Source organism: Streptomyces sp. XH2 (assembly GCF_049725035.1).
In the GTDB taxonomy this organism is placed as follows: domain Bacteria; phylum Actinomycetota; class Actinomycetes; order Streptomycetales; family Streptomycetaceae; genus Streptomyces; species Streptomyces roseoverticillatus.
The window spans coordinates 83,956-106,709 of the sequence record NZ_JBMMMZ010000011.1 but is presented as its reverse complement, the minus strand read 5'-3'; the positions used below and the strand labels follow the sequence as shown (position 1 = coordinate 106,709).

14 protein-coding genes are annotated in these 22,754 nt (G+C 74.2%); 4 read left to right on the top strand and 10 right to left on the bottom strand.

Translation table 11 applies throughout. The features are described from left to right. Positions 1 to 87 precede the first annotated feature (87 nt). The 6 genes from ACOTKD_RS22830 to ACOTKD_RS22805 form a co-directional block, all read right to left on the bottom strand. Positions 88 to 675: an ATP-binding protein gene (locus ACOTKD_RS22830; protein ID WP_424891060.1), complete on the bottom strand. Its 588-nt coding sequence runs from the start codon at positions 673 to 675 to the stop codon at positions 88 to 90. 180 nt (positions 676 to 855) lie between these two features. After that, complete coding sequence (locus ACOTKD_RS22825; RefSeq protein ID WP_424890856.1) at positions 856 to 1,506, bottom strand: DUF4360 domain-containing protein; 651 nt, start codon at positions 1,504 to 1,506, stop codon at positions 856 to 858. 616 nt (positions 1,507 to 2,122) lie between these two features. After that, positions 2,123 to 4,159, bottom strand: coding sequence for an ABC transporter ATP-binding protein (locus tag ACOTKD_RS22820; protein WP_424890855.1), 2,037 nt, complete (start codon positions 4,157 to 4,159; stop codon positions 2,123 to 2,125). A gap of 507 nt (positions 4,160 to 4,666) precedes the next feature. After that, positions 4,667 to 5,611: a D-alanyl-D-alanine carboxypeptidase family protein gene (locus tag ACOTKD_RS22815; protein ID WP_424890854.1), complete on the bottom strand. Its 945-nt coding sequence runs from the start codon at positions 5,609 to 5,611 to the stop codon at positions 4,667 to 4,669. A 207-nt stretch (positions 5,612 to 5,818) separates the two neighbouring features. Then, positions 5,819 to 6,580, bottom strand: a complete 762-nt coding sequence (locus ACOTKD_RS22810; protein WP_424890853.1) for a CbtA family protein — start codon at positions 6,578 to 6,580, stop codon at positions 5,819 to 5,821. A 22-nt stretch (positions 6,581 to 6,602) separates the two neighbouring features. Further along, positions 6,603 to 6,830 (bottom strand): CbtB domain-containing protein, encoded by a 228-nt coding sequence (locus tag ACOTKD_RS22805; RefSeq protein WP_424890852.1) that lies wholly within the window; start codon positions 6,828 to 6,830, stop codon positions 6,603 to 6,605. Between the two features lie 298 nt (positions 6,831 to 7,128). On the opposite strand from ACOTKD_RS22805, the gene ACOTKD_RS22800 reads away from it, so the two are divergent. The 3 genes from ACOTKD_RS22800 (at position 7,129) to fes (ending at position 11,338) form a co-directional block, all read left to right on the top strand. Further along, on the top strand, positions 7,129 to 7,752 hold the full coding sequence (locus tag ACOTKD_RS22800; RefSeq protein ID WP_424891059.1) for a histidine phosphatase family protein: 624 nt from the start codon (positions 7,129 to 7,131) through the stop codon (positions 7,750 to 7,752). Between the two features lie 14 nt (positions 7,753 to 7,766). Further along, positions 7,767 to 9,956 carry a Fe(3+)-hydroxamate ABC transporter permease FhuB gene (gene fhuB / locus ACOTKD_RS22795; protein WP_424890851.1) on the top strand — a complete coding sequence of 730 codons (2,190 nt, stop codon included), beginning with the start codon at positions 7,767 to 7,769 and terminating at the stop codon, positions 9,954 to 9,956. Positions 9,957 to 10,108: 152 nt separating this feature from the next. Next, a complete protein-coding gene (gene fes, locus ACOTKD_RS22790) occupies positions 10,109 to 11,338 on the top strand; it encodes an enterochelin esterase (protein ID WP_424890850.1) in 1,230 nt (409 codons plus the stop codon). A gap of 198 nt (positions 11,339 to 11,536) precedes the next feature. Here the strand turns inward: fes and ACOTKD_RS22785 are convergent, their stop codons facing one another. Genes ACOTKD_RS22785 through ACOTKD_RS22775 form a run of 3 tightly spaced genes read right to left on the bottom strand, consistent with a single transcriptional unit; the run spans position 11,537 to position 20,407 of the window. Next, entirely contained in the window at positions 11,537 to 12,958 is a 1,422-nt protein-coding gene (locus ACOTKD_RS22785) for a DHA2 family efflux MFS transporter permease subunit (protein WP_424890849.1), read from the bottom strand. After that, a complete protein-coding gene (locus ACOTKD_RS22780) occupies positions 12,955 to 13,158 on the bottom strand; it encodes an MbtH family protein (protein ID WP_424890848.1) in 204 nt (67 codons plus the stop codon). The genes ACOTKD_RS22785 and ACOTKD_RS22780 overlap by 4 nt, the downstream gene beginning before the upstream one ends. 4 nt (positions 13,159 to 13,162) lie before the next feature. Beyond that, complete coding sequence (locus tag ACOTKD_RS22775; protein ID WP_424890847.1) at positions 13,163 to 20,407, bottom strand: amino acid adenylation domain-containing protein; 7,245 nt, start codon at positions 20,405 to 20,407, stop codon at positions 13,163 to 13,165. 142 nt (positions 20,408 to 20,549) lie between these two features. On the opposite strand from ACOTKD_RS22775, the gene ACOTKD_RS22770 reads away from it, so the two are divergent. Continuing rightward, positions 20,550 to 21,680, top strand: a complete 1,131-nt coding sequence (locus tag ACOTKD_RS22770) for a M20 family metallopeptidase (protein WP_424890846.1) — start codon at positions 20,550 to 20,552, stop codon at positions 21,678 to 21,680. Positions 21,681 to 21,727: 47 nt separating this feature from the next. Here the strand turns inward: ACOTKD_RS22770 and ACOTKD_RS22765 are convergent, their stop codons facing one another. Then, positions 21,728 to 22,720 carry an ABC transporter substrate-binding protein gene (locus ACOTKD_RS22765; RefSeq protein WP_424890845.1) on the bottom strand — a complete coding sequence of 331 codons (993 nt, stop codon included), beginning with the start codon at positions 22,718 to 22,720 and terminating at the stop codon, positions 21,728 to 21,730. Positions 22,721 to 22,754: the final 34 nt, after the last annotated feature.

The window sequence follows — 22,754 nt, the reverse complement described above, 5'->3', positions numbered from 1 at the left end:
CGCCCGCCGCAGCGACTCCATGGTCTCTCCGAACCGGGCGGGCGCGCAGCCGCGGGGCGGCCGGGCGACTGCCGCGCGGCGGCGCGGCTAGGGGAGGCGGAGGGTGAACCAGACGGTCTTGCCGTTGCCGGAGGCGTGGTGGCCCCACTGGGCGGCGATCTGCTCGACGAGCCACATGCCGCGCCCGTTCTCGCTGTCGGGCCCGGCCTCGCCGCAGCGGGGCAGGTAGCCGCCGGGGTCGGTGACCTGGGCGACGAGGTGGCCCTCGCCCCGGCTCAGGACGAGCTGGATGCCCTGGGGCGTCCCCGGCACGTGCACGACGGCGTTGGTGACGAGCTCCGAGAGCAGGAGGGCCGCGTCGTCGGCGAGCTCGTGCAGGCCCCACTCGGCCAGCAGGGACCGGGAGAACCTGCGGGCGGCCGCGACGGAACGCTCCGTCGCCGGGAGGGAGAGGGCCTGTGTGGCGCGGCCGGGCGGCCGGGTGCCGGGCGGCAGGCCGGGGTGGGGATGCCGCCGGGAGAGCGGGCCGTGCATGCACAGGGGGATGTGGGGACCCCAGGGAGCGGGGAGCTTCCGCGGGGAGGCGGCCCAGAGGGCGATCGCCGGGTCGGTGGCGCTGGTGAGGGCGTCAGCCGAATGCAAGGGGCTCGCGGTGTCGCGGCTGGTCGCATACATGTGGCTCACGTGCAATCGGGATAGCGCCGAGGGGCGCTGGATGTGGTTCCCCCCACAGTCGCCTGCTTTTCGCCAGAGGTCTATACCCACTTGGTCACGGTGTCCGTGCGCAGTGCGATCGCCGCAGGTGGGGGCCGGTGGGGGCGGCGCAAATTCGCGCCGCCCCGGTGAGCGGCGCCGCTACTTTCTCGGGCACTCCTTCCAGGCCAGGTGGTAGATGGTGTTGAGGTCGCCGTCGGTGGAGTCCATCGTCATGAAGCTGGTGGTCTTGGACGGGTCGGAGGTGCCCGCGTTGACCCGCAGCTCCGTGTTGATGTTGAAGTTCCGCTTCTCGCCGCAGGGGGCCCAGACCAGCGCGGCCACGTCGACGCGGTCGGTGGCCTGCCAGTTGTCCGCGTAGTTGCCGCGGAAGGTGTGGCTGATGGGCGTGGTCACGGAGGACCCCTGGAAGTAGTACGAGGCCTTCTCCGTGCCGCTCGCACCGGGCTCCAGCTTCGCGTAGCCGCGGTAGTCCGCGCTGGCGATGGCGTACGTGAAGCCCTGCGGGACGTGCACGATCAGGTTGAGCTGGCAGTTCTTGCGGAAGTCGGTCGGCTTGGACCCCACGCCCACCTGGGCGAGGTAGTCGCTGTAGGTGACCGTGAAGGCCGTGTTGTCGGGCGCGACGGCCACCGCGGCCGTGCCCGCGGGGCAACCGGAGCCGTTGACCGTGGCGATCTCGATCACGATCTTGTCCGGGGGCGGATTGACGATGATCGACGCGTCGTACGTGGATATCGGTGAGGCGAACAGTGCCGCGAGCGCGGCTCCTGCGATAAGGCCGCCGGGCATGGCTCTCCAATCGGTTGTCCTCGGAATGAGCGACTTCATTTCGGCCGGGATCCCGGAGGACGCCGGACCGGAATGGGTGGGAGCATGGTTCGGTTAGGGCATGAACATGCCATGCCCTGCCTCCCAAGAACCCCTGGGGACGGGGAGCGTTCGAATGGTAGGAGGCGCCACCCGAGTGCGCCAGACTGCGCGTAGGACAACCGTTCCCCGGTTCCCGTCAGCCGCCGGAAGGCCAGGTGAGCGGGGTCGGTGGGCCGTCACAACCCTGCTGCGCCTGTAGACACTTGCTCAATACAGGGAAAACGGCGGGACCGGGCCGCACCCGGAACCGTGAATTCACCCCGATTTTCCCGGCGCCCGCCGGCGGCCGCGGAAGCGTTCCGGAATTCGGGCGGGCGCCGGGCGTAACCCGGAGGGGCCTCAGGGCGTTCCCCTTAGCCCGGGAAAGGCCTGGCCGAGATGGACACAGAGCATGGAGATGAGAACCGCGGCCGTGATCACACCCAGGCACCCCAGCACATCGCGCAGGGTGCTCGCCAGCGGACCCAGCGGCTCCGGCGGGGCCGGCAGCGGCGTGTGCGGGGGGGGTGCGGCGGGCGGGACGGCCGCGCGGTCCTCAGGTCTGGGCGGGCTGTGCATGGGGCGAACTCGTGCGCCGGGCCGGGGCGGTGGCCGTGGCGGGAGCGGGAGCCGGACCGGGGGCGGCACCGGCGGCGGACTGCGGCGCACCGACGCCGTACTGGGCGGCCTGGAGCTCGTACATCGACCGGTACAGGCCGCCCTCGACGGCCATCAGCTCCTCGTGCGTGCCCTTGCCCACCACCCGCCCGTGGTCGAGGACGTAGATGAGGTCGGCGGTGGCCGTGGCGGCGAGCCGGTGGGTGATCAGCAGGACGGTCGTGCCGTCGTCGGTCAGCGTGCGCAGCGACTGGAACGCCTCGGCCTCCGCGCGCGGGTCGAGGGCCGAGGTCGGCTCGTCGACGATCAGCAGGGGCGCGCGGCGGTAGCGCGCGCGGGCGCTGCCCAGGCGCTGCCACTGGCCGCCGGAGATCTGCGTGCCGCGCTCGAAGCCCTTGACCACGAGGCTGTCCCACTGGTGCGGCAGGGACGCGACGACGCCGGTGGCGCCGGACTCGGCGGCCGCGCGCTCGATGCGGGCCTGGTCCGGGGGCGTCCCGGGGCAGCCGATGTGCACGTTGGCGCGGGCGGTCATGGGCCAGCGGGGGAAATCCTGGGAGAGGACGGCCACGTGGTCGAAGAGCTGGTCGCGGTCGGCGTCGCGGATCTCGACGCCGTTCCAGTACAGGTGCCCGGAGGTGGGCAGGTACAGCCCGGCGACCAGCTTGGACAGGGTGGTCTTGCCGGAGCCGTTCGCCCCGACCAGGGCGACGACCTTGCCGGGCGGGACGGTCAGGCTCACGTCGCTGAGCGCGGCCGCCGGGGCGCCGGGGTAGACGAAGGTGACCTTCTCCAGCCGGATCTCCTTCACGCCGTGCGGCAGCGGCGTGCCGCCCGCGGGGATGGCGTGGCGCTCGGCCTCCGCGCAGGCGCGCTCCAGGTCGCCGAGGTACATGGCCTCCTCGTAGAGGCGGTTGGTCTGGGTCACCAGCGCGGTGAGGCTCGCGCCGGCGGCCCGGACGGCGATGACCGCGGTGCCGGCGACGGCCAGCGGCATCCCGCCGGAGGCGAGCAGCAGCCACAGCACGCCGTAGACGGCGAGCGCGCCGCCCCCCGAGAGGGCGGACGCGGCGCTGCACGTGAGCGCTTCGGCGCGGGCGAGGCGCTGCTGCTCCTTCTCGACGGTGGCGGCCATGTCGTCGTAGGCGCCGACGAGCATGCGGCCGGCGCCGTGCACGCGGATCTCGGCGGCGGTGTCGTGGCCGGTGAGCGTGGAGGTGATGACGGAGATGGCGCGCCGGTGCTCGATCCAGGCGTGCCGGGAGGCGTACTGGCGCCGGGCGGTGACGACCGCGCCCCAGCCCTTGGGGGCCGCGACGAGGACGAGCATGAAGACGAGCGAGGGGTGCAGCAGCGCGAGCACTCCGGCCGAAGCGGCCAGTCCCACGAGGGCGTTGACGACCGTGACGGACGAGCCGATCATCAGGCGGACCGAGTCGGTGCCGAAGCGGCCGGCGTCGAGGAGGCGGTGGAAGTCCTTGTCCTCCAGCACCGCGAGCTCGACGCGGACGGCGCCGCGGTAGAAGCGGGCGGTGCACACCCGCTCCACCTTCGGCTCCAGCTGTCCGGCGGCCGCCAGGGAGACGGCCGAGAGCAGGACGGTGGTGGCGGCGACGGACGTGACCGCGAGCAGCGACGGCAGGGCTTCGCGCAGCCGGGCGGGGGTGGGGCCGGCGGTGAAGAGGGCGGTCAGGGCCCGGTTGGCGGCGACCAGCCCGAAGGCGCGCGTGAGGCCCTGGCCCAGTTCGGCGCCGAGCAGCGTGCACAGCGCCCGGGGGTCCTCGTGCCAGGCGGCCCGGGCGACGGTGGCGACCATGGCGGGCAGCTGACGGGCCATCGCCCAGAAGGAGAGCCGCAGCAGGGGCCGTTCGTGGGTGACGAAGGCCTTGTCGGGCCGCAAGGCCCCGCCGAACAGCAGGAGTTCGCTCTCCGACACGGGGAACGTGCGCGGCGGCCGCCGCGCGAAGGGCGTCACCGTGGCTCCGGTGCGGGGTAGGCTCGCGGGCCGGTCGCGGGCGCGGTGGGTGGCGCGCTGCGTGACGCCGCGGTGGACGCGGGGCGGGACATGGAAGCCTCCTGAGGGCGGTGGGACTGGCCGGCGGGTGCGGGCAGGAGGGCGCTGGTGCTTGGCGGCGAGACGCGTCGGTGAACCGATCCGTGCCAAGGGCATGGCCGAGGGGCACGCCGGGGCTGCGGTACGCGGCGGCGTGCCGTGGAAGTCGGACTGAGGGTGGTGGACGGGACCCCGGCGGACGGCTGCTCGTCCGGTGCCGTCGGGGTGTCCGCGGCTTTCCGGTGCCCGTTTCCGGACAGGTAGGACTCTAACCGCCCCGGCCCGCGGGAGCGTTCGCCAACCCGCAGTTCCCCGCAGACTGTTCACTCGTTCAGGTATAAATCACCGCTGGTTCCTGGGAGTTGGTACAACGCGAGCCCGGACCCCCGACGGGGTCCGGGCTCGCGGGCCTGGAGGGAGGGCGGGCGGTCAGTCCTCGTGCGCCGCGGAGGGGAGCCGGCGCAGGTTCAGGGGCGTGTGCTTCTTGAAGGCGTAGTCGAGCATCTTCGCGGCGTCCGGGTAGCGGCTCGCGGCGTCGTTGAGGATGACGCCGACGACGGTGCGGCCGCCGTTCCGCGCGGCGAAGACCAGGCAGGGGCCCGCGGCGGAGGTGGTCCCGGTCTTGACGCCGGTGACGCCGCCGTACGAGCCGAGGAGCTTGTTGGTGTTGTACCAGGTGTAGAGCCGGTTGACGTTCTTGGCCTTCTGCTGGGTGTTCAGGGCGCCCGTGACCGTGCGGAAGGTGCTGTTGCGCAGGGCGTACGCGGAGAGCTCGGCCAGGTCCTGCGGGGTGGAGTAGTTCCGGCCCGCGGAGGAGATGCCGTCGAAGGAGTCGTAGTTGGTGCCGCTCAGCCCGAGCCGGCGGGCCTTGGCGTTCATCTTGGCGACGAAGGACTTGGTGCGGGCCGCCTCGTCGGGGCCGGTGCCGAAGGCGTCGGCGAGGGCGTAGGCGGCGTCGCAGCCGGAGGGGAGCATCAGCGCGTAGAGCAGCTGACGCGCGGTCAGCTTGTCGCCGGTGCGGAGGTCGGCCGTGCTCGCCTCGGTCCGCTGGACGTAGTCGCGGTAGGACTGCTTGATCTCGATCTGCCGGTCGAGGTCCGCTCCCGGGGTGTCGAGGACGACCACCGCGGTCATGATCTTCGTGGTGCTGGCCATGGGCCGCCGGACCGTCGCCGCCTTGCCCCACAGGGAGCGCCCGGAGCGGGCGTCCATCAGGTAGGCGCCCTTCGCGCCGACCGAAGGGCCGGGTGCGGCCTGCGCGGCCGGTGCCGGGAGGGCGGCGGCGACCGCCGCGGCCGTCGCCGTCACCGTTGCCGCCAAGGGCGCTCCCCACGCTCCCCGGCGGCGGTCCTGCTCTCCCCCACGTCGCTGCATCAAGGCTCCATTCCTCGGGTGTCGGGTCGGGGCGAGCGGCATCGTCGCACCGGCCCGCGCGGAGGAAGAAATCCGAACCCCTCACGGGTGAACGGGACTTCGGATGCTGACGGGACGCGCGGGGGCTGGTGTGGTACGAGGAAGAGCCCGCCCGGGGGACCCGGGCGGGCTCTTCTCTTCTCGGGGCGGCCGGTCGCGGGCCGCCGCTCAGCTCGCGGGCGCCGCCGTCCGCGCCTTCTCCCCCGGCGCCCCGGCCCGGGGGGCCAGGAGCCGCTCGGCGAAGTGACCGAAGACGAGGCCGAAGCCCGTCCACAGCAGGAGCTGGATGGCGAGGGCCGACAGGCGGAACTTCCAGAGCAGGCCCGCCGGGAAGTCGTCGGGCAGCTCGTTGACCGAGGGCAGGAACGCGTAGGCGAGGCCGACCGCGACCACGAAGGCCGCGCCCGCCGCGACGGCGGCGTTCCAGTTGCCCAGGCGGGGCGCGAGGCGCTTGCCGAGGATGACCGCGGCGACCGCCAGCAGGACGCTGAGCGCGATCATCAGGAAGTACAGCGCGGTGCGCTTGCCGATCGAGTCGGGGTCGCCGACGGACGGCGGGTTCGCCGGGTACTTCAGGAACGGCACGACGTAGACGGCGACGAGCGCGCCCATCGAGACCAGTGCGGCCGTGGCCCGGGGGCCGAAGCGGCCGATCCGGCCCAGCGCCGCGCAGAAGACCAGCGAGGCGATGCCGCCCAGGGCGACGCCGTACACGAGGATGCCGGTGGCCAGGCCGGCCGTGGACTGCAGGGTGCGGCTGACCGGCTCCTCACCCCCGCCGTGGTCGTGGCTGTGCGCCTCCTCGAAGGCGATGGCCGAGTCCACGTGGGGCTCGCCGAGCAGATAGGCGACGACGAGGGCCAGGACGCCGGCGGCGAGGCCCGCGAGCATGCCGCGGACGAGCAGGGCTCTGACGGAGATCGAGTTCACGGTGGTACCCCCCGGCCGGTCGTCAGTGGCAGGGGAAACCGAGCAGGTGGCGCCCGTCGTGGACCCACTCGTGCACGTTCTCGCCGGAGATGACGGAGGTGGCGCCCTGCTCGGCGCCGACGAAGTACAGCAGGACGAGCATGAGGACGCCGACGAAGAGCGCCCACGGGGCGATCTCCTTCAGCGAGATGGGCGCTACCGCGGGTATGGCGGTGGACGCAGCGGGGGCCGGGGCGGTGGACTGGGCCATGGCAGAACCTCCTGGGAAAACACGCGTCCCAATAATCGGGGCCTAGGACGACAGTGCGGGGTCTGACTTCCCTGCGGGCGTTCCGCCGGGTACACAGTGGCGCGACCGTGCCGGGTTCTCACCGGACTTCCGTCACACCGTCGTCATTGCCACGCGACCGTACCGCGCGCCGGTGGCCTGCGCCACGGCGTACGGATGCGCACCCCGGCGCACGGCCCCCGTGGTGTCCGTGATCTGCTGATTCGCGGCGGACACCGCCCGTTGACAGGCTTACCGGCCAAGGGAGATGACGACCACCATGACCGTCCGTGTGATGCTGATCTCACCCGCCGCGGCCGCCGCGCACGAGGCCCGGTTCGGGGACGACGGCCCTCTCGACGCGACGGCGCTGCGCCGTACGCGGGAGGCCGGACGGCTGCCCGCGGCGGGCCGGGTGCTGACCACGCCGTCCCCCCGCTGCCGGGAGACGGCGGCGGTCCTCGGCGCGGACGGCGCCGGGGCCGAGCCCGCCCTCCGCGACCTCGGCGCGGGCCGCTGGGAGGGCCGCGCTCTGGCGGAGCTCGGCGCCTCCGAACCCGAGGCGGTCGCCGCCTGGTTGACGGACCCGGATGCGGCGCCGCACGGCGGCGAGTCGGTCCGCGGCGTCGTCGCGCGCGTCGGGGCATGGCTGGACGGCCTGGAGGACGGCAGGGTCCTGGCCGTGGCCGCCCCGGCGGTGATCCGCGCCGCGGTGGTCCACGGCCTGGCGCTGCCGGCGCAGGTGTTCTGGCGTCTGGACGTCCAGCCCCTGTCGCTGACCGAACTGACGGGCCGCGGCGGCCGCTGGAACCTGCGCTGCGGGGTTCCGCTGGCGCGGGGGCACGAGGGAACCCCGGGCGATCGAGGTCACCCCACCTCGCCTGCGGGAACACAAAGTTCTTAGGCTAGCCTTACCTTATGACTGTCTCGCAAGTGGGCCCCCCGGAGGTGCAGCCCGCCGGCCAACAGGCCCCGGCGGGGCGCGTGCACGGCAACCGGGCCGTCCTGACCGCCTCGGCCGCGCTCGTGCTGGCGGTCCTCGTGCTGTCCGCCCTGTCGCTGTCCGTCGGGGCCGGCGAGGTCGGGGCCGGGGACGTGCTGGACTACGTCCTCGGCCGGCACGGGGCGCGGGACAGCTCCCGCCTGTCGCTGGTCGTGGGCGACCTGCGCCTCCCCCGCACGCTCACCGCGCTGGCCGTCGGCGCCGCCCTCGGCACCGCCGGCTGCCTGCTGCAGGCCGTCACCCGCAACCCCCTGGCCGAGACCGGCCTGCTCGGCGTCAACGCGGGCGCGTCGCTCGGCGTCGTCGTCGGCATCGCCTTCCTCGGCGTGCACAGCGGCTACGGCTACCTGCTGTGGGCGTTCGGCGGCGCCGTCCTCGCCAGCGCCCTGGTGCTGCTCATCGCGAACCGCCGCGGCGGCGGCTCCCCGATGCGCCTGGTGCTCGCCGGGTCCGCGCTGGGAGCCACCTTCGGCGGCATCACCAGCGTGCTCATCGTGAACTCCGCCGAGACCTACGACCGCTTCCGCTTCTGGGTCCTCGGCTCCCTCGCGGGCGTCGAGGGCTTCACCAAGCTGACGAGCCTCGCGCCCGTCCTCGCCGCCGGCTTCGTCGTGGCGCTCCTCATCGCCCGTCCGCTGTCCGCCCTCGCCCTCGGCGACGACCTCGCCAAGGGGCTGGGCCACCGGCCCGGCGTCATCCGCGTCGTGGTGGCCGTGGCCGTGACCCTGCTCACCGCGGCGTCGGTGGCGCTCGTCGGCCCCATCTCCTTCCTCGGCCTGCTCGCCGGATTCCTCGCGCGGGCCGTCACCGGGCCCCGCCTGACGGCGCAGCTCGTGCTCGCCGGCCTCATCGGCGCGGGCGTGCTCACCGGCTCCGACGTCCTGGCCCGCGTGGTCTCCCGCCCGTTCGAGGCGCCCGTCTCCGTCATCATCGCGCTCTTCGGCGCGCCCGTCCTCATCGGCATCGTCCGCTCCCGGCGGATGGCCTCGATGGGCATGACCGACCCCGCCGCGGACGAGGGCCCGAAGGGCGGCCGCGCGGCCGCCGTCCGGCGGCCGCCGCCCCGCAAGGCAGACGGCGGCGACAGCCTCGTCGTCCGCACCGGCTCCCTGTCGCTGCTCGTGCACCGCCGCGCCGCCGTCGCCGCGTTCGCCCTCGCCGCCGTGCTCGTCGGCGCCGTCGTGCTGTCCGCGTATGCCGGGCAGAGCGAGATGGGCCTGGGCCGCACGTTCAGCGCCGTCTTCGGGTCGGGCGACCGCTTCGACGTCCTGCTCGTCCAGAAGTTCCGGCTCGGCCGGATCGTGGCCGGGCTGGCCGCGGGCGCGGCCCTCGGGCTCGCCGGCTGCCTGACGCAGACCCTCGCCCGCAACCGGCTCGCCACGCCCGAGCTGCTCGGCGTCAACGACGGCGCCACCGCCGCCGTCCTGCTGTCGGCCACGCTCAGCGGCACGTTCGGCGCCTGGTGGGCCGGGCCGCTCGGCGCGCTCGCCGCCGTCCTCGTCGTCACCACCGTGTCCGGCGGCCTCGGGCAGCGCGGCTACCGCGTCCTCGTCGTCGGCCTCGCCATGTCGGCGCTCGCCTCGGCGGTCACCCAGGTCGTGCTCTCGCGCCGCTCCCTGAACTCGGCCAGTTCGCTGTACGTGTGGACGTCCGGCAGCCTCAACGGCCGCAGCTACTCCGCGGCCGTCCCCGTCCTCGTCGGCCTCGCCGTGCTCGTGCCGCTCGCCCTCGTCGTCGCCCGCCACCTCAACGTGCTGCGGTTCGACGACTCCACCGCGGCGTCGCTCGGCGTCGCGCCGGGACGGGTGCGGCTGGTGTGCATGCTGCTCGCGGTCGGCCTCGCCGGCCTGGCGGTCGGCATCTGCGGGCCCGTCGGCTTCATCGCCCTCGCCTCGCCCGTGATCGCCGGCCGGCTGGCCGGGCCGCTGCGGGTGCCCGTCGTCGGGTCGATGCTCGTCGGTGCGACGCTCGTCGTCCTCGCGGACACGGTGGGGCGCGTCGCGCTCGACGGGGCGGAGATTCCCGTCGGGATCGTCAGCACCGTCCTCGGCGGACCGTTCCTGCTGTGGGTGCTGCTGGGGCGGTCGGCGGCGACGCGGGTGTAGTACCGGGGGCTTCCCCCTGCCCGCCCCTTCCCGAACCGGGGGCTCCGCCCCCGGGCCCCCGGTCACGCTGAACGCACTCGTCCTCAAACGCCGGACGGGCTGGTTGGTGCCCGGCCCCAGCCTCGTTCCGCCTGCCCGAGACAAGGAAGCCCATGGAACTGCAGAGTCCCCTCCTCCGCGAGCTCGCCTCCGCCGTGCGGCACGGCGTGCCCGACGCCGCCGGCACCTTCTGGCGGCACGCCGCCACCAAGGGCACGCCCCTCGTCGAACCCGACCCCGAAGGCGACCCCGCCCGGCGCCTCGTCACCTTCCTGTGGCGCGACGACCCGGAGCGTCCCGCCACGGACGTGCTGGCCCTCCTCCACACGGTCACCGACAAGGACCGGCACGCGGGCGACCTCTCGCCGCACCTGATGGAGAAGGTGGACGGCACGGACGTGTGGGCCATCAGCCACCGGCTGCGGGCCGACCACCGGGCCTCGTACCAGTTCTTCGTGGCCCGCGGACCGCGCGAGGAGACGCTGCGCGCGGACCGCAGGTCCTGGCTGAACGTCCTGGATTCGGCCGTGCCGGACCCGCTCAGCACGCTGCCGCGGCTGCCCTCGCGCGACGGGCGCAACCCCTCGTCCGTGATGGCGCTGCCGGACGCGCCCGCCCAGCCCTGGTGCGATCCCCGTGCGGACGTGCCGCGCGGCACGCGGACCGAAGCCGTCGTCGACGGGCGGCGCGTCCACGTGCACCTGCCCGCCGGGCACCGGGCGGGCGGCGGCCCGTACCCCGTCGTCGTGCTCCTGGACGGCGAGATGTGGGGGCCGGTCCTGGACTTCGGCACCACGCTGGACAACCTGTACGCGGACGAGCGCCTCCCGGAGGCCGTCACGCTGATGGTGGACACCATGGGCCGCGCGCGCCGCATGGAGGACCTCAGCTGCAGCGAGGAGTTCGTCGACTGGATGGCGGACGTCCTGCTGCCCTGGGCCGCGCGGTCCTGCGGGGCGGCGGACGACCCGGCGCGCACGGTCGTCGCGGGCCAGAGCGCGGGCGGTCTCACGGCCGCGTTCGCGGCGTTCCGCCGGCCGGAGCGGTTCGGCAACGCCCTGTCCCAGTCGGGCTCCTTCTGGTGGCCGGACGGCACGGAGTTCGACGGCGGCAGCGAGTGGCTGACCCGGCAGTTCGCGGTGAGCGAGAAGCTGCCCGTCCGCCTCCGCGTGGAGGTGGGCCTGCAGGAGTGGATGCTCCTCCCCCAGAACCGCCACCTGCGCAACGTGCTGGAGGCCCGGGGCTACGACGTCGCCTACGGCGAGTTCAACGGCGGCCACGACTACGCGTGCTGGCGCGGGGGACTCGCCACCGGGCTGGCCGCCCTGCTGGCACCGAGGTAGGCCTGCCCGGCGGGTCACGACGCACGCGTCGTTGCGGCAGTCACGCATTCCGCCGGACCCTCACTCCCGTAGTGCAACGCCGTTGCGGCGGAAGGAAAAGCCCGCCGCAACGGCGAGGTACCACGACGCAGCCGTCCGGCGGTGCCGTCCCCGGCCGCAGCGCAGTCCGACGACGGCCCCGCCGGGCCGGCCCGTGCGTCAGGCCGCGGCCTGCATCTCCTCGTCCCGCGGCTCGTCGTCGAACGGCGGAGGCGCCGGCGCCTCCTTGGGCATCCGCAGGGCGACGAACATGCCGAGGGCGACCAGCCCGGCCGTGACCAGGATCGCCGCCCGGTACGGGCCGGGGTCCGTGTCCTGGCCGTGCGCGCCGCCGGAAGCGGCGATCACCGCGGCGGTCGCGGCGATGCCCAGCGCACCGCCGAGCGTGCGCACGATGGTGAACAGGCCCATCGCCTGGCCCATCGCCGGCGGCGGGACGTCCGCGAACCCGGCGATCTGGACGGTCAGCACGGCCGTGCCGAGCACGAGGCCGACGCAGAACATCAGCGCGCGCACCGCCCACGCGCTCTCCGCCACGCCCGGCACGGCCAGCGCCGCGAACACGCCCGTGGCCAGCAGCAGGGCGGGCACGGCGAGCAGGCGCGGGCCCAGCTTCGGCATCAGCCGGTCGGCGACCTGGGAGGCCAGCATCAGGCCGAGCGCCTCGGGGAAGACGCTCAGGCCCGCGTCCAGGGCCGAGGCCCCGAGCGCCGCCTGGTAGAGCAGCGGGAACGCGAAGAGGACGCCCATGAGGCCGGCCGAGGTGACCAGGGCGAGCACCGTGGCCGAGGCGAAGACCTTGTCGGCGAGCAACCGCAGCTCCAGGAGCGGGTTCTTCGCCCGGAGCAGGTGGACGCAGCCGGCGACGAGCAGGATCAGCCCGAGCGGGCCGGCCACGGCGACGGACGGCGACGTCCAGCCGTGCGAGGGGCCGAAGCCCAGCGCGTACGTGAGCAGGCCGAGCGCGGGGGTGGCCAGCAGGAAGCCGGTGAGGTCGAAGCCTCCGTCGGCGTCCTCCTTCTCCTCGCGCAGTCCGGCCACGCCCAGCAGGACCGCGGCCGCGCCGATCGGCACGTTGACGAAGAACAGCCAGTGCCAGGAGAAGTGCTCGGTGAGGAAGCCGCCGAGCGGCGGGCCGAGGGCGGGCATCAGGGCCGTCGGCACGATGAGCACCTTCGACAGCTTCATCCGCTCGTGCGGCGGGAAGGCGCGGAAGAGCAGCGTCATGCCGACCGGGGTGAGCAGGCCGCCCGCGACGCCCTGCACGACGCGCGCGAGGACCAGCGCCGTGAGGCCCTGGGAGAGCCCGCAGGCGGCCGACGCGGCGGTGAAGACGGCGAGGGCGCCGAGGAAGACCTTCTTGGTGCCGAAGCGGTCGCCGAGCCAGCCCGCGACGGGCAGGGCGACGGCGAGCGCCACCAGGAAGGCGACCTCGACGGTGTTGGCGGCGGAGACCGGTTCGCCGAAGTCCCGGGCGATGGTCAGCAGCGCCGGGCCCACGATGGTGGAGTCGAGGCCGTTCATGCACATCGCCGCCGTGTACACGATCACGACGGCGACGCGCGGGTTGATGCCCTTCACCCCTGGGCCGCCGGGGTCAGGTCGGTCCAGTTCTCGGTGATCCAGTCCAGGGCCTGCTGCCGCGCGCAGGGGCCGTGGACGGCGGTCCAGCCGTCCGGTACGGCGGCGAAACCCGGCCAGAGGCTGTGCCGGCCCTCGGCGTTGACGAGGACGAGAAAGGGTCCGTCGCCGTCGAAGGGGTTGGCGGGTGCGTCGCTCATGGGGTCAGTTCTCCAGGTTCTGCAGGCGGTCGGCGATCACGCTCGCGATGTGCGCGATCGGCTCGGGCAGGGTCATGTCCTTGTGCGAGCAGGCGACGTCCGTGTTGTCGATGCGCCCGGTCACGTAGGGGGTCCAGGTGTCGGGGGTCAGCTCGTCGTCGATGGTGTCGACGGTGGCGCGGAAGAAGAGCACGTCGCCCTCGTAGACGCGGTGGTCGAAGGCGCGCACCAGGAAGTTGGTGTTGAGGTAGGTGCGGTTGAGGGCCTCGATGGTGGCGTCGTCGAGGCTGGCCAGCGGGGAGCCCTCGCGGCGCAGCACCTCGGTGACGTGGGCGAGTTCGAAGGGCTTGCCCTCCAGGCTGTCCGGTCCGTAGCCGCCCATGGCGAGGAGCGCTTCGAGGGCCTCGGCCTGGTCGGGCACGGGCAGCTCGCGGAAGCCCTCGGCGGGGTAGGCGTCGAGGATGGCGAGCAGGGCGACCTCGTGGCCGAGGTCCTGCAGGCGGGTGGCCATGGCCTGGGCGATGATGCCGCCGGTGGACCAGCCGAGCAGGCGGTACGGGCCTTCCGGCTGGACCTCGCGGAGCCGGTCGACGTAGTGCGCGGCGAGCTCCTCCAGGGTCCGCGGCAGCGGCTCGGCGGCCGTGGCCGGGCCGACGCCCTGGGCCTGCAGGCCGTAGATGGGCACGTCGGCGGGGAGGTGGCGGATGAGGCCGGCGTAGCACCAGCTGAGGCCGCCGGCGGGGTGGACGCAGTACAGCGGCGCCTTGTCGCCTTCGGCGGCCGGGCGCAGCGGCAGCAGGACGTCGAGGGCGTCCGTCTGCCGGGAGGCCTCGATCGCCGCGTCGAGGGCGGCGACGGTGGGCGCCTGGAAGATCGTGCCGATGCCGACGTCGGCGCCGAGGGCGTCCTTGACGCGTCCGGCGAGGCGGACGGCGAGCAGGGAGTGGCCGCCGAGGTCGAAGAAGTTGTCGTCGACGCCGACCCGGGGCAGGCCCAGGACGTCGGCGAAGATCGCGCAGAGCTGTTCCTCGCGGGGGCCGCGGGGGGCGCGGCCCCCGGTGACGGCGGAGGCGAGGTCGGGGGCGGGGAGGGCCTTGCGGTCGAGCTTGCCGTTGGCGGTGAGCGGCAGCCGGTCGAGGAGGACGACGACCGAGGGCACCATGTGGACGGGGAGCCCGCCGGCGGCGTGCTCGCGCAGCGCGGCCGGGGTGGTCTCGCGGGCGGGGACGGCGTAGGCGACGAGGCGCTTGTCGCCGGGGGTGTCCTCGCGGACGACGACGGCCGCGTCGGCGACGTCGGGGTGGTCGGCGAGGACGCCCTCGATCTCGCCGAGCTCGATGCGGAAGCCGCGGATCTTGACCTGGTGGTCGGCGCGGCCGAAGTAGTCGAGGTTGCCGTCGGGGCGGCGGCGGGCGAGGTCGCCGGAGCGGTACATGCGGGTGCCGCTCTCGCCGAAGAGGGCGGCGTACGGATCGGCGACGAAACGTTCCGCCGTGAGGGCGTGGCGGCCGAGGTAGCCGCGGGCGAGGCCCTCGCCGGCGACGTACATCTCGCCGGTGACGCCGGGCGGCACGGGCTGCAGGTACGGGTCGAGGACGTAGACCCGCAGGTCGGGGATGTTGACGCCGATGGTGCTGGAGGCGCCGGCGGCGGCCTTCTCCCGGTCGAGGGCGATGTACGAGACGTGCACGGTCGTCTCGGTGATGCCGTACATGTTGACGAGGGTGGGCGCGTTCTCGTCGTGACGCTCGTACCAGTCGGCCAGGCGGGCCAGTTCGAGGGCTTCGCCGCCGAAGACGACGTAGCGCAGGGCCAGTTCGCTGCCCGGGCTCTCCTTGTCCGCGGCCATCAGCTGATAGAAGGCCGACGGCGTCTGGTTGAGCACCGTGACGGACTCGGCGGTGAGCAGGCGCAGGAAGGCGGCCGGGTCGCGGCTGACGAGGTGGGGCACGACCACGAGGCGGCCGCCGTGCAGCAGGGCGCCCCACATCTCCCACACGGAGAAGTCGAAGGCGTAGGAGTGGAAGAGCGTCCAGACGTCGGTGTGGTCGAAGCCGAACCACTGGTCGGTGGCGGTGAAGAGCCGGACGACGTTGTGGTGGGTGACGGGGACGCCCTTGGGGCGGCCGGTGGAGCCGGACGTGTAGATGACGTAGGCGACGTCGTCCGGGCGCACGGGCCGGACGCGCTCCTTGGGGGTGAGGTCGCCGGTCGCGTACGCGCCGGCCTCGGTGCCGTCGACGAGGACGGTCGGCAGTTCGTGCGCCGGGATGCGGGCCGCGGTCGCGCTGTCGGTGACGACGGCGGCGGGGGCGGCGTCCTGGAGCATGTACGCCAGACGGTCGGCCGGGTAGTCGGGGTCCATCGGGAGGTAGGCGGCGCCGGCCTTGGCGACGGCCAGCAGGCCGGTGACCAGCTCCAGGGAGCGCGGCAGGGCGAGCGCGACGATGGAGCCGGGGCCGATGCCGCGGGCGGCCAGCAGCCGGGCGAGGCGGTTGGCGCGGGCGGACAGCTCCGCGTAGCCCAGCGACGCGCCGTCGCAGGTGACGGCCGTGCGGTCCGGGTGGCGGCGGGCGGCGTCCTCGTAGAGCTCCACGAGGGTCTGCTTCGAGGGCGCGGGGGCCGGGGTGCCGGTGTTCCACGCGACCAGCAGCTGGTGACGCTCGTCGTCGCCGAGCAGCGGCAGCAGGCCGATGGGCGTGCCGGGGTCGGCGGCGGCCGCGGCCAGCAGGCGGGCCAGGTGGGCGGAGAGGCGCTCGGCGGTGGCGCGGTCGAAGAGGTCGGTGCGGAACTCCAGGAAGCCGGCGATGCCCCCGCCGGGCTGCTCCCCCGCGTTCAGGGTGAGGTCGAACTTGGCGGTGCCGGACGGCGTGGCCGCCATCGCGGCGGTCAGGCCCGGGCCCATGGCGAAGGCGGCGTCGGGCAGCGACTGCCAGGCGAGCATCACCTGGAAGAGGGGGTGCCGGGCCAGCGAGCGCGGCGGGTTGAGCTCCTCGACGAGCCGGTCGAAGGGCAGGTCGCCGTTCTCGTACGCGCCGAGGGTGGCGGTGCGGACGCGCCCGAGGAGGGTGCGGAAGTCCGGGTCGCCGGAGGTGTCCGCGCGCAGCACGAGGGTGTTGACGAAGAAGCCGACGAGGCCTGCGGTCGCGTCGTCGTCGCGACCGGCCACGGGGGTGCCGAGGGGGATGTCGGTGCCGCAGCCGTAGCGGGTCAGGAGGGCCGCGAGGGCGGCCTGGACGACCATGAAGACGCTGGTGCCGGTGGTGCGGGCGAGCGCCTCGACGGCGGCGTGCGCGTCCGCGCCGAGGTGGAAGGGGACGGTGTCGCCCGCGTAGGCGGCGACGGCGGGGCGCGGCCGGTCGGTGGGGAGTTCGAGCTGGTCGGGCAGGCCGGCGAGGGCCTGCTTCCAGTGCTCCAGCTGGCGGGCGGCGAGCGCGGTGGGGGCGTCGGCGGTGCCGAGGAGCTGCTGCTGCCAGGCGGTGTGGTCGGCGTACTGGACGGGCAGGGGCGCGAGTTCGGGCGCGCGGCCGGCGGCGCGTGCGGTGTAGGCGGCGGCGAGGTCGCGGGCCAGTGGCGTGGTGGAGGCGCCGTCGCCGGCGATGTGGTGCAGGAGGAGGAGCAGGGTGTGCTCGGTCCCGCCGTCAGTGCTGTGCTCACCCGGGGGACGACCCCCGGAACCCCCCGTGAAGAGCGTGACGCGCAGCGGGGGTTCGGCGGCCAGGTCGAAGCAGTGCCGGACGGCGGCGGTGACGTCGGCCGTCAGCGGGGCGGTGTGCAGCTCGGGGTACGCCTCGTCCGCCGTGAGGATCCGCTGGTAGGGCTCGTTGTCAGTGGCCGGGTATACGGTCCGGAGTGTTTCGTGACGCTCGGTGAGGTCGCGCAGGGCCAGGCGGAGTGCGTCCTGGTCGAGCGGGCCGGTGAGGGTGAGGAGCAGGGGGATGTTGTACGTGGGGCTGGGGCCTTCGAGCCGGTGCATGAACCACAGCCGCTTCTGGGCCGGGGAGAGCGGCATCCGCTCGGTGCGGGGTGCGGGCACGAGGGCGGGGCGCTCGCCGGCGTCCCCGTCGGTGACGCCGCCGAGGAGGGCGGCGAGGGCGGCGGGGGTGGGGTTGCGGAAGACGTCGGCGAGGCCGAAGCCCTCGTCGAGGGCCTCGCGGATGCGGGCGGCGAGGCGGCCGGCGAGCAGCGAGTGGCCGCCCAGCGCGAAGAAGTCGGCGTCGGGGGACGCCGGGGCGTCCAGGCCGAGCACGTCCTGGAAGAGGCCGCAGAGCGCGGCTTCCCTCGGGGTGCGGGGCTCGCGGGCGGCCGGGCCCGCGGTGGGCTCCGGGTCGGGCAGGGCGCGGTGGTCGAGCTTGTCGTTGGCGGTGCGGGGCAGGGCGTCCAGGGCGAGGATCGCGGCGGGCACCATATGGGCGGGCAGCTGCCCGGCGAGGTGGGCGCGCAGGGCCTCGGTGTCGAGCTCCGCGGCGGCCGTGCCCTCGGCGGGGACGGCGTAGCCGAGGAGGCGCTTGCCGTGGGCGGTGTCGCGGGCGATGACCGCAGCCTGTGAGACGGCGGGGTGGGCGGCCAGCGCGGCCTGGATCTCGCCGAGTTCGATGCGGAAGCCGCGGATCTTGACCTGGTCGTCGGCGCGGCCGAGGAATTCGAGGGTGCCGTCGGGGCGGCGGCGCACCAGGTCGCCGGTGCGGTACATGGTGGCGCCCGGGTCGCCGTGGAGGGCGCCGAAGGGGTCGGCGGTGAAGCGCTCGGCGGTGAGGTCGGGGCGGCCGAGGTAGCCGCGGGCCAGACAGGCGCCGGCGATGTACAGCTCGCCGGTGACGCCGTCGGGCGCCGGGCGCAGCGAGTTGTCGAGGACGTAGGCGCGCGAGCCGCGGACGGGGCTGCCCTGCGGTGTGCCGTCCTCGCCGGGCAGCCAGTAGTAGGCGTCGACGGTGGTCTCGGTGGGGCCGTAGAGGTTGACGGGGCCCAGGCCCTCGGTGCCGGCGAGGCGGCGCCAGAGCGGGTCGGGCACGGTCTCGCCGCCCACGACGACGACGGCCGGGCGGTGCCGGCCCGGGTCCAGCAGGCCTTCGGCGAGGAGCGCTTCGGCGTAGGAGGGGGTGACGTCGAGATAGTCGAGGCGCTCGTCGTGGACGTAGGCGGCGAGGGCGGCGGGGTCGCGGTAGCCGGCGTCGTCCAGCAGGTGCAGCTCGTGTCCGTGGACGAGCCAGATCAGCGGGTCCCAGGAGGCGTCGAAGGCGAAGGAGGCGCTGTGGCCGATGCGCAGGCGGTCGCGGCCGGTGCGGGCGACGGCGCGGGCGATGTGGTCGCTGCCGTGTCCGGCGTGGAGGTTGGCCAGTGAGGCGTGGGTGACGACGACGCCCTTGGGGCGGCCGGTGGAGCCGGAGGTGTGGATGATGTACGCGTCCTGGCGGAGCGCGGGCGCGGCCGGTGCGGTCGCCGGGCGGGCGTCGATGCGGGCGCGGGTCACCGGGTCGTCCAGGAGCAGGACGGGCACGGTGTGCGGGGGCAGTCCGCGGACGGCGTCGGCGGTGCCGATCAGGCAGCCGGGGCGCGCGTCGTCGAGGACGGCGGTGAGGCGCTGGGCGGGGTGCCCGAGGTCGAGGGGCTGGCACACGCCGCCCGCCTTGAGGACGGCGAGGAGGGCCACGACGGTGGAGGCGCTGCGGGGCAGGGCCAGGGCGACGGCGGTGCCGGGGGTGACGCCGGCGGCGGCGAGTTCGTGGGCGAGGCGGTTGGCGGCGGCCTCCAGCCCGGCGAAGGTGAGGGTCTCGCCGGCGCTGCGGACGGCGGTGGCGTCCGGGGTGCGGGCGGCCTGCGCGGTGAACAGCTCGGGCAGGGTGTGCTCGGCGGGCGGCTCGCCGCGGCCGGCGGTGGCCCGGCGGATCGCGTCGGCGTCCAGCAGGTCGAGGGTGCCGACGGGCCGCTCCGGGTCGTCCAGGAGGAGGGCGGTGAGCCCGTCGAGGTAGCGCAGGAAGGCCTGTTCGTGGGCGGCGAGGTCTTCCGCGGTGTAGCGGCCGGGGTTGGCGTCGAGGCCGAGGATCAGGGAGTCGCCGGGGCCGGGGACGACAGTGACGGCGAGGTCGTCGACGGGGCCGGCGGCGAGGTTGCGGACGGTGCCGGGCAGGCCCGCGAAGTCCAGGCCGCCGTCCTCGAACGGCTTGATGTTGACCATCGGCCCGAACAGCGGCCGGTCGCTGCCGGCGAGCCCGAGGTCGCGGCGCAGGTCCTCCAGGCGGTAGCGCTGGTGCCGGCCGGCGGCGCGCGCTTCGAGGACGACGCGGCGCACGAGTTCGGCGCCGGTGTCGTGGGGGTGGACGGCGAGGCGCAGCGGCATGACGTTGACGGTCATGGCGGGGGTGCGCAGGCCGGCGCGGCTGCGCCGGTTCTTCAGCGGCAGGCCCAGGAGCACGTCCCGGGTGCCGGATATGCGGTGCACGTAGCCGGCGGTGGCGGCCATGACGAGCTCGGCCCAGGTGGCGCCCTTGGCGGCGGCCGCCGCCTTCTCCAGGCGGGTGCGGGTGCCCGCGGGGAGCGCGGCGGTGCGGCGCAGGACCGTCGTCGCGGGGGCGGTGGGGCGGGCGGAGAGGGAGGCGGGCTCGGGCCGGTCGGCGAGCCGGGTGCGCCAGAAGTCGCCGTCGGTGGCGTGCTGGGCGCTCGCGCGGTAGGCGGCTTCCTCGTCGGTGAGTTCGCGCAGGGGGGCGAAGTCCGCGGCGGTCGGCTCCTCGCCGGCGGCCAGCGCGGTGTAGACCTCGGCGACGCGGCGGCCGATGAGGGTCAGGGCGTACGCGTCGACGGCGAAGTGGTGGACGCGCTGGTACCACCAGTGCAGTCCGTCGTCGATGCGGAAGAGGGCCTGGGTGACGAGCGGGCCCCGGGTGAGGTCGACGGGGCGGTCGAGGTCGGCGCGCATCCAGGCCTCGGCCTCGGCCCAGGGGTCAGCGGAGGTGCGCAGGTCGATCCGGTGGAGCGTCAGTTCCCGGCCGGCGGCGAGGCGCTGGGCGGGGACGGCGTCCTCGTCGGCGGGGCCGGCCGGGACGGCGAGGAGGGAGAGGGTCTCCGCCTCGCCGGCGGTGCGGAGCAGGGCGCGCTCGAAGAGCTCCTCGTCCAGGGGGCCCCGGATCTCCACGCAGTCGCCCGTGTTGTAGACGGGGTTGTCAGGGGCGAGTTCCTGGGCGTACAGGATTCCGGCCTGGGCGGCGAGCAGGGGAAGCTCGGCCTGATCGGTCTCGGCCTCGTGGTGACGCATGGCGTGGGGACTCCCGTTGTAGGACAGCGATCTGGCCACACCGGTACCCCCCGGTATGTCAGCTTAGGTAAGCCTAAGCTATTTTCTGCCTATCCGTGAGACTCTCCCACCCCAGCGTGCGGATCGAACAGGAGCATCGAACATGACCGCGGCCGACGGCCTCAAAACCGCCCTGCGCGAGCGCGTGCTCGCCCATCGCGACGACCTCCTGTCGCTGAGCCGGCGCATCCACGCGCACCCCGAGACGGCCTTCGCCGAGCACCGCGCCGCCGGCTGGTGCGCCGACTTCCTGCGCGGGCACGGCTTCGACGTGACCGCGCCCGCGTACGGCCTGGACACCGCCTTCGCCGCCACGACGGGCTCGGGCCCGGTCACGGTGGCCGTCGTCTGCGAGTACGACGCCCTGCCCGGCCTCGGGCACGCCTGCGGCCACAACCTGATCGCCGCGGCCGGTCTCGGCGCCGCCCTGGCCCTCGCCCCGCACGCCGACGAACTGGGCCTGACCGTACGGGTCCTGGGCACGCCCGCCGAGGAGCGCGGCGCCGGCAAGGCGCTGATGCTTCAGGCGGGCGCCTTCGACGGGGTCGACGCCGCGATGATGGTGCACCCGTGCCCGTTCGAGGTGGCCGAGTTCCGCTCGTTCGCGCTCGGCACGCTCTCCGTCGCGTACACCGGCAAGTCCGCCCACCCGAGCCTCAACCCGCACGAGGGCCGCAACGCCGCCGACGCGCTCACCGTCGCCCAGGTCGCCCTCGGGCTGCTGCGCCAGCAGCTGCCGCCGCAGTGGAAGGTGCACGGGGTGACCACGGGCGCGGGCACGGCGCCCAACCTGATCCCCGACCGGGCCACGGCCGAGTACGAGATCCGCGCCTCCGCCGCGGAGGACCTGCGGGAGCTGCGCGAGCGCGTCGAGGCGTGCTTCCGCGCGGGCGCCCTCGCCACGGGCTGCGAGGTCGAACTGACCCGCCCCGAGCCGGACTACCTCGACTTCCGCACGGACGCGGAGCTCATCGCGCTCTGGCAGGACAACGCCCGCGCGCTGGGCCGGCCGGAGCCGCTGCGACGGGACGCTTTCGCCTGCACGGACATGGGGAACGTCTCGCACGCGGTGCCGGCGATCCATCCGGTGCTGGACATCTCCGGGGGCGCGTGCGGGCCGCACGAGGCGGAGTTCGCCGACGCGGCGGTTTCGCCTCGCGGCGAACAGGCCCTTCTCGACGGGGCGGTCGGGATGGCGTGGACGGCCGCGGACTTCGCCGACGCGCGCCGCTGAAGCCGCGGGCTGGGCGGACCTTGCGGTCCGCCCAGCCCGCGGAATCGTTACTTGAGCGCCTTCGCGATGTCGTCCACGACGACCGTGCTCGCGATCGGGCCGCCGCGGGTCGACCAGACCGAACCGTCCACCGTCACGGCGTGGTTCTTCTTGACCGCGTTCAGGTCCTTGTACGCGGGCTTCTCCTGGACGTCCTTGAGCGCCTTCTCCCCGTCGGAGGTGAGGGTCGACAGGAACAGCCAGTCGCCGTCGATCTCGTTGATCTTCTCCAGGCTGAGCGCCGGGGTGTGGGCGTTGCCGTCCTTGTCCTGGTTCTTGGGCCGCTTGAGGCCCATGTCCAGGGCGACGCCGCTGGCGAACTGCTTCTTCTCCATCCAGCTGGGACCGTCCGGGTTCCAGCGGACGATGCTGACCTCGGCACCCTTGTTGCCACCCAGGCCCTCGCCGGCCTTCTTGGCCTTGGCCTCGTAGTCGCCGATGACCTTGTTGGTCTCGTTCATCTTGTTCAGGGCGTTGCCGATGCCACGGAAGGAGAGCTTCCAGTCATCGGTCGGGGCCATGGTGACCAGCGTGGCCGGGGTGATCTCGCGCAGCTGCTTCAGCATCTGCTCGTCCTGCATGTCACCGGCCAGGATGAGGTCGGGCTTGGCCGCGACGACCTTGTCCATCACCGGCTGCAGCAGGTTCCCGACGACGTTGATGCCCTGGACCTTGTCGGCGAGGTAGGCCGGCGGCTTGCTCAGGCCCTGGCCGTTGGTGATGCCGACCGGCTTGACGCCCAGCGCCAGCACCGCGTCCAGGTCTTCCTGGGTGAGCGTCACGATGCGCTTGGGGTTGGCGGGGACCTTCACCGCGGTGCCGGTCGCGTCCTTGACGGTGCGGGTGCCGCCGCTCGCCTCGGCCGCGTTGCCGGACTTCTCCGAGTCCTTGCCGGAGTCGGAGCCACAGCCGGTGACCAGCAGCGCGGCCGCCCCCACGGCGGCGAGCACCTGCACCGCGCGGCGCGGGGCGAAGGGGAGGAGGCGGGTGGGTGTGGTCATGGAAAGCTCCGGACGTGGCGAAGAAGGCAAGGGA

Excerpts from the sequence above, each read along its gene's own strand:
- ACOTKD_RS22830 (WP_424891060.1), bottom strand. The coding sequence starts at position 675 with ATGTATGCGACCAGCCGCGACACCGCGAGCCCCTTGCATTCGGCTGAC.
- ACOTKD_RS22825 (WP_424890856.1), bottom strand. The coding sequence starts at position 1,506 with ATGCCCGGCGGCCTTATCGCAGGAGCCGCGCTCGCGGCACTGTTCGCC.
- ACOTKD_RS22815 (WP_424890854.1), bottom strand. The coding sequence starts at position 5,611 with ATGCAGCGACGTGGGGGAGAGCAGGACCGCCGCCGGGGAGCGTGGGGA.
- ACOTKD_RS22805 (WP_424890852.1), bottom strand. The coding sequence starts at position 6,830 with ATGGCCCAGTCCACCGCCCCGGCCCCCGCTGCGTCCACCGCCATACCC.
- ACOTKD_RS22800 (WP_424891059.1), top strand. The coding sequence starts at position 7,129 with ATGACCGTCCGTGTGATGCTGATCTCACCCGCCGCGGCCGCCGCGCAC.
- fhuB (WP_424890851.1), top strand. The coding sequence starts at position 7,767 with ATGACTGTCTCGCAAGTGGGCCCCCCGGAGGTGCAGCCCGCCGGCCAA.
- fes (WP_424890850.1), top strand. The coding sequence starts at position 10,109 with ATGGAACTGCAGAGTCCCCTCCTCCGCGAGCTCGCCTCCGCCGTGCGG.
- ACOTKD_RS22780 (WP_424890848.1), bottom strand. The coding sequence starts at position 13,158 with ATGAGCGACGCACCCGCCAACCCCTTCGACGGCGACGGACCCTTTCTC.
- ACOTKD_RS22775 (WP_424890847.1), bottom strand. The coding sequence starts at position 20,407 with ATGCGTCACCACGAGGCCGAGACCGATCAGGCCGAGCTTCCCCTGCTC.
- ACOTKD_RS22770 (WP_424890846.1), top strand. The coding sequence starts at position 20,550 with ATGACCGCGGCCGACGGCCTCAAAACCGCCCTGCGCGAGCGCGTGCTC.
- ACOTKD_RS22765 (WP_424890845.1), bottom strand. The coding sequence starts at position 22,720 with ATGACCACACCCACCCGCCTCCTCCCCTTCGCCCCGCGCCGCGCGGTG.